The sequence below is a fragment of the Ideonella azotifigens genome (genome assembly GCF_006519715.1).
Classification (GTDB): Bacteria; Pseudomonadota; Gammaproteobacteria; order Burkholderiales; family Burkholderiaceae_C; genus Ideonella; species Ideonella azotifigens.
The window spans coordinates 1-6,316 of sequence record NZ_VIDT01000309.1 but is presented as its reverse complement, the minus strand read 5'-3'; the positions used below and the strand labels follow the sequence as shown (position 1 = coordinate 6,316).

Genomic DNA, 6,316 nt, shown 5'->3' with positions numbered 1-6,316 from the left:
CAGCGTGGAAGACCGGCAGTGGCTGGAGCGCCTGTCCTGGGGTGCCAACGACAGCCTGGCGCGGGAATTCCAGGCCATGGGCCGTGAGCGCTGGCTGGCAATGCAGCTGACGCCGCAATGGCCGCCCACGCTGCCACCGGTGGTCAAGGCGCAGATTGACGCGCTGGACATCAGCCGCAAGCCAATGCTGGCGCTTGCGCGAGCCAGCGACGAACAGCGCAAGGCCTGGGTGGCGATGAAAGGCGACGAGCAAGTGGCCGCGCGCCAGGCCTGGCAGCAGGAGATGGCGCGCCTCACCACCGAGGCCGTCAACCGGCAACTGCTGCGCAGCCTCTATGCGCGCGAGCAACTGCAGGATCAGATGGGCTGGTTCTGGTTCAACCACTTCAACGTCTACGCCCAGAAGGCCAACCTGCGGGTCATGATGGGCGATTACGACGACACCATCCGCCCGCTGGCGCTGGGCCGTTTCCGAGACCTGCTGGGCGCGGTCGTCTACCACCCGGCCATGCTGCGCTACCTGGACAACGACCAGAACCGCGTCGGCAAGCTCAACGAGAATCTGGGCCGCGAACTGCTGGAGCTGCACACGCTGGGCGTGGACGGCGGCTACAGCCAGCAGGACGTGCAGGAGATGGCGCGTGTGCTGACCGGCTTCGGCCTGCAGATCGAGGAACAGAACCCGCGCATGAAGCCCGAGTTCGAGGCACAGTACCTGCGCCGCGGGCTGTTCGAGTTCAACCCGCAGCGCCATGACCCGGGTTCGAAGAAAGTGCTGGGCGAGACGGTGCAGGGCCAGGGCGGCGTGGCCGAGCTGAACGGCGTGCTGGACCGCCTGGCGCGCCACCCGTCTACCGCACGTCACATCTGCCGCAAGATTGCCGTCTACCTGGTGGCCGACGAACCCTCGCCGGCGCTGGTGCAAAAGCTCTCGGCGCGCTACCTGGCGAGCGACGGCCGCATCGACCAGGTGCTGCGCGAGCTGTTCGCCGCGCCCGAGTTCGCGGCCTCGCTGAACAAGCGCTTCAAGGACCCGATGCAGTTCGTGCTGTCCGCCGTGCGCCAGTGCCATGACGGGCAGACGGTGGTCAACACGCAGCCGATCCGCGGCTGGCTGCAGCGCCTGGGCGAGGCGCCCTACATGCGCGTGACGCCCGATGGCTACCCGCTCGAAAGCTCGGCCTGGAACGGCCAGGGCCAGTTGACGGCACGTTTCGAGCTGGCGCGCATCATCGTCACCGGCGGCAATGTGAACAACCACCTCTTCCGCGCCGAGGGCGACCCGCCGCTGGCCCAGGTGCCGCAGGCGCGGGCACGCGGCGAACTGTTCAAGGCGGCGATCGAGCCGACGCTGGCGCAGGCCACCAAGCTTGCGCTGACCCAGGCCGCCACGCCGCGCGAAGCTGACGCGCTGTGGCTGTCGTCTCCCGAATTCATGTGGCGCTGAGCCTGCGGAGTATTTGCAAATGACCGTGATGCTGAACCGACGCCAACTGCTGGGCCGCGCCGCAGCCAGCCTGCCCTTGCTGGCCGGCACTTTCTCGTCCACCTCGCTGTGGGCCGGGCCGAACGACCTGCCGCGCACGCTGATCGTCTTCCTGCGCGGTGCCTATGACGCCAACAGCCTGCTGGTGCCCTACACCAGTTCGTTCTACTACGAGAGCCGGCCTAACATCTCAATCGCCAAGCCCGACGGCAGCAGCGATGGCGCGCAGAAGCTGGACGCCGACTGGGCGCTGGCGCCGGCCACCACCGAAAGCCTGATGCCGCTGTGGCAGAAGAAGCAGCTGGCCTTCGTGCCTTTTGCCGGCAGCGAAGACGTGAGCCGCAGCCACTTCGAGACGCAGGACAACTTCGAGCTGGGCCAGGGCGTGGGCGGCAGCCTGCAATACCGCAACGGCTTCATGAACCGCCTGGCCACCACGCTGGGCGTGCAGAAGCAGCCCGGCCGCGAGGCGCTGGCCTTCACCGACCAGCTGCCGCTGATCTTCCAGGGCAAACTGGCCGTGGGCAACCAGGGCCTGCGCTCGGTGGGCGGCGGCGGGGTGGACGAACGCCAGGCCAACCTGGTCCGCAGCATGTATGCGCAGACGCCGCTGTCCGGCGCGGTCGACAGCGGCTTCGATACCCGGCGCGAAGTGCTGCAGGAAATGGGCGAGCAAAAGGACATGGCCAGCCGCAATGCCATTGGCTCCAAGGGCTTCGAGGCCGAAGCCAAGCGGGTGGCCAAGCTGATGCGCGAGCGCGTGGCATTGGGCTTCATCGACGTGGGCGGCTGGGACACGCATGCCAACCAGGGGGCCGCGCTGGGCGGCTTGGCCACGCGGCTGTCGGAGCTGTCGGCCGGCCTGGCGGCGTTTGCCACCGAGATGGGCCCGCAGTGGCAGAACACCACGGTCATCGTCGTCAGCGAGTTCGGCCGCACCTTCCGGGAGAACGGCAACCGTGGCACCGACCATGGCCACGGCACCGTCTACTGGGTGATGGGCGGCGGCCTGAAGGCCGGCGGCAAGGTCGTCGGCCCGCAGCAGCAGCTGCGCGCCGACACCTTGTTCCAGGACCGCGACATGCCCGCGTTGACCGACTACCGCGCCATGCTGGCGGGGCTGTGGGGCCGCCAGTACGGCATCAGCCTGGCGCAGCAACAGCAGGTCTTCCCCGGCCTGAAGGCTGGCGTGGACCTGGGCCTGGTGTGAGCTGGCGGGCTTCCCCATGGGCTGCCAGCGGTCTCTCCAATGGCGGATGACAGCGTCGCCCGGACACGTCATGGTACGAAGTTGCCATCCGGCACTGCACGCTCACCACAAGGCGCTCATCATGAATGACCAGACCCTCCTGAACCACATCACCCAGCTCGTCGAAGAAGAGCACACGCTGCGTGCCGCGCCCACCTCGGCGGGCGCCGAAGCCGAACGCCTGCGCCACGTGGCCGAGCAGCTGGACCAGTGCTGGGACCTGCTGCGCCAGCGCCGCGCCAAGCGCGAGTTTGGCGAGAACCCGTCGGAGGCGCATGTGCGCGACGTGGGCACGGTGAAGCGCTACGAAGGCTGAATGCGCAGCCGCGGCAGCGGCAGGCATGCTGATGCCTTTGCGGCACGCGGCCCGGCATGATTCGTCGTGCAACGAAGCGTTTCGGCGGCAAGCTCCCTAGAGTCGAGGCCATGCACTCGATTGTCCTGCCCAACCCCCCGCCCCGCGTTCCCAGTTCTGTGGAGGTGTGCCCGTCCATCCTCTATTTCGGCACGCCAGTGGCGTTGATCAGCACGCTGAACCTGGAAGGGGCGGCCAATCTCTCGCCCATGTCTTCTGTCTGGGCGCTGGCTGACCGCTTGGTGCTGGGCCTGGCGCAGGCGAGCCAAGGCTGCGAGAACTTCGTGCGCTCTGGCGAAGCGGTGATCAACCTGCCAGGGCCCGACCAATGCGTTGCGGTGGAAGCGCTGGCGCCCACCACCGGCCGGTTTCCCGTGCCGGGTCACAAGCGGGACATGGGCTACCGCCACGAGGGCGACAAGTTCGCCCTGGCCAAGTTCACGCCGCTGGCCTCCCGCTTCGTGGGCCCGCCGCGCATTGCCGAGTGCCCGCTGCAACTGGAGGTGCGTTTGCTGGCCGCCCATGGTGCCTCCGTGGTGGACGGCGCCGACCCCGGCTTCCTGCTGCTCGAAGCCAAGGTGCTGCAAGTCCACGCGCACCAGGACATTGTCCTGCCGGGCAGCCAGCACATCGACACGCAGCAGTGGAGCCCGCTGCTCTACGTGTTCCGCCACTACTTCGCCACCGGTGGCCGATTAGGCCGGAACTTTCGCGCGGAGACCTGAGTTCGCGCGTCCCTTGAAGACCTGGCCTGCTCGAGGCCGAGGGCCAGGTCTTTGGGGCGCGCTGCCGCGGGCGTTCAGCAGCTTCAGACGCCCATCGCCGGGTCGCTGGTGCTGTGCTTGCCGTTTTCGATGCGGCCAGCCACGCGCCGCACGAAGGCTGCTTTGCTGCCCACGCTGACCGTCAGGTCGTACCAGCCCTTTTCCGGGCTGGCGTCGTAAGTGACCGTCAGCGAGGTGCCGGCGGGCACTTTGTAGGAAGCTGGCGAGGCATCGCGGTAGGCGTTGATGACGATGTCGAAGCTGCAGTCCGCACTGCCGCTGTTCTTCAGCACCAGCGAGAGCGTGCGGTCCTTGGACGACTGCTTCACTTCCAGCTCGGGGTTGGCCGAAGGGCTCTTCTTGGCCAGGTCGGTGTCGCCCTGCAGGTGGCGGTGGAAGCCGTTCGGGCCGAGGATCCACAGGTCGTAGGCGCCCTGGTCGTCCTTGGCCGACCAGCTGCCGCTCAGGTTCATGCCGGCTTCCACCGTGTAGCGGCGCGGCATGCGGTCCAGATGCAGCTTGTCATAGACGTGGAACACCACGCCCACGCTGCCCTTGTTGCGGAACACCACGTCCACCCGCTTGTCGGCCGCCAGCACCGTGGCGTCCACCTTCAGCACATAGGGCAGGGCGCGCGAGTGGCGGATGCCCCAGGGCTGCGTGGGCAGGGTCTGGCTGGCCTCTGGCGGCACGGGCACTTGTGGCAGCGTTTCCTGCTGGGCGCGCAGCTTGTCGGCCGACTTCTTGGTCAGCTTGGGCAGCGCCGGCAGCGGGTCCACGTTGGGGCTGACGAAGTTGAAGGCCGAGGTCAGGTCACCCGCCACGGCACGGCGCCAGGTGCTGATCTGCGGCTCCTGCACGCCGAAGCGCTGCTCCAGGAAGCGGATGACGGAGGTGTGGTCGAAGACCTGCGAGTTGACCCAGCCGCCGCGGCTCCAGGGCGACAGCACCAGCATCGGCACGCGCGGGCCCATGCCGTAGACCCGGCCGTCGGGCTGCGGCTGGCTGGTCGTGCCGGGCGGGTTGGCGTGGGTGAAACGTTCGCTGTCCACCGGGCAGGTGGAAGCACCGGCCACATTGCCGCTTTCGTCGATGGCGGGCGCTGCCGGGGTAGGCACGTGGTCGAAGAAACCGTCGTTCTCGTCGAAATTGACCAGCAGCACCGTCTTGCTCCACACGGCCGGGTCCGCGGTCAGCGCGTTGAGCACCTGCTCGATGTACCAGGCGCCTTGCACCGGGCTGGACGGGCCAGGGTGCTCGCTGTAGGTCTCGGGCGCGACGATCCACGACACGGCAGGCAACGTGCCGGCCTTGATGTCGTCCTTGAGCGCCTGCAGGAAGCCGCCGTCCGGCATGGTGTTGGCAATGCCCTTGCACAGCGGGCTGATCGCGTCATGCGTGGCAGGCGCGTACGGGATGTACGGCGAGCCGTCGCCGTTGTTGCCCATCGCGATGTTGGCCAGGCGGTAGTTGACGAAGCCGGCCAGCGAGTTGTCGGTGAAGTTGTCCGGCATGTTCTGGTAGACCTTCCAGCTCACGCCGGCGGCCTGCAGGCGCTCCGGGTAGGTGGCCCAGGTGTAGCCCTTGTCCGGGGCTTCCATGCCGTCCCATTCGTTGACCACTGCTGCCACGTTGGCGCCGGTCGGGCCGTTGGTGCCGGTCCACAGGAACAGGCGGTTCGGGTTGGTGCCGGCCTGGATGGCGCAGTGGTAGGCGTCGCACACGGTGAAGGCATTGGCCAGCGCGAACTGGAAGCCGACTTCGGCTTCGCGGTAGTAGCCCATCGAGTGGTCGGTCTTGTAGCGCGGCCATTCATTCAGGCGGCCGGCATTCCAGGCGTTCTGCGCGTCGTTCCACGAGTGCGGCGTGCCCTGCACCCGCTGCGCGTTGCCCTGGCTGCTGTCCAGGTGGTAGGGCAGCACGACGCGGGTGCCATCGCTCTGCTCCCAGACGCTGCGGCCGTTGGCCAGTGGAATCGTGAAACGATCGCCAAAGCCGCGCACACCCACCAGGGTACCGAAGTAGTTGTCGAACGAACGGTTCTCCTGCATCAGGATCACCACGTGCTTGACGTCCTTGATGGTGCCGGTGGTGTTGTCCGCCGGAATGGCCAGCGCGCGGGCGATGGCGGGCGGCAGCGCGGTGGTGGCGGCTGCGGCGGCGGCGAGTTGGGCGGTGCCGCGCAGGAAGCTGCGGCGGTCGGTGGGCTGGTTCATCAGATTCCTGGAAGCTGCAAAGGACCGCGCCACCGGTGCGGTGGCGCATTGGCAAACCACGCAGAATGCAGCGGTTTGAAGTCAGGCGTGTGATGACTTGATGCAGTGGGACCCTCTCGGCGGGCTTCCCCATGGCCCGTCAGCGGTTTCTCCAATGGCAGATGACAGCAGCCTCCGGACGGGTCATGGTGCGGGTTGCCATCAACGGCCCAACCAAAGGCGCTGACATGAACGACCAGACCCTCT

General features: G+C 67.6%; 5 protein-coding genes. 4 read left to right on the top strand and 1 reads right to left on the bottom strand.

What is annotated here, in order from left to right:
- The 4 genes from FKP22_RS17795 to FKP22_RS17780 all read left to right on the top strand — a co-directional run.
- Nucleotides 1–1,447 (top strand): DUF1800 domain-containing protein (locus FKP22_RS17795; protein WP_141288893.1); only part of this gene is annotated, 1,447 nt, incomplete at its 5' end.
- A 28-nt stretch (nucleotides 1,448–1,475) separates the two neighbouring features.
- Entirely contained in the window at nucleotides 1,476–2,696 is a 1,221-nt protein-coding gene (locus tag FKP22_RS17790) for a DUF1501 domain-containing protein (RefSeq protein WP_141288891.1), read from the top strand.
- A 121-nt stretch (nucleotides 2,697–2,817) separates the two neighbouring features.
- The gene (locus tag FKP22_RS17785) at nucleotides 2,818–3,051 is read left to right on the top strand and encodes a DUF2630 family protein (protein WP_141288889.1); all 234 of its coding nucleotides are present in this window, start codon (nucleotides 2,818–2,820) and stop codon (nucleotides 3,049–3,051) included.
- 110 nt (nucleotides 3,052–3,161) lie between these two features.
- A complete protein-coding gene (locus FKP22_RS17780; RefSeq protein WP_141288887.1) occupies nucleotides 3,162–3,815 on the top strand; it encodes a flavin reductase family protein in 654 nt (217 codons plus the stop codon).
- Nucleotides 3,816–3,898: 83 nt separating this feature from the next.
- On the opposite strand, the gene FKP22_RS17775 is transcribed toward FKP22_RS17780, so the two are convergent.
- Nucleotides 3,899–6,070, bottom strand: coding sequence for a phosphocholine-specific phospholipase C (locus FKP22_RS17775; RefSeq protein ID WP_141288885.1), 2,172 nt, complete (start codon nucleotides 6,068–6,070; stop codon nucleotides 3,899–3,901).
- Nucleotides 6,071–6,316 lie beyond the last annotated feature (246 nt).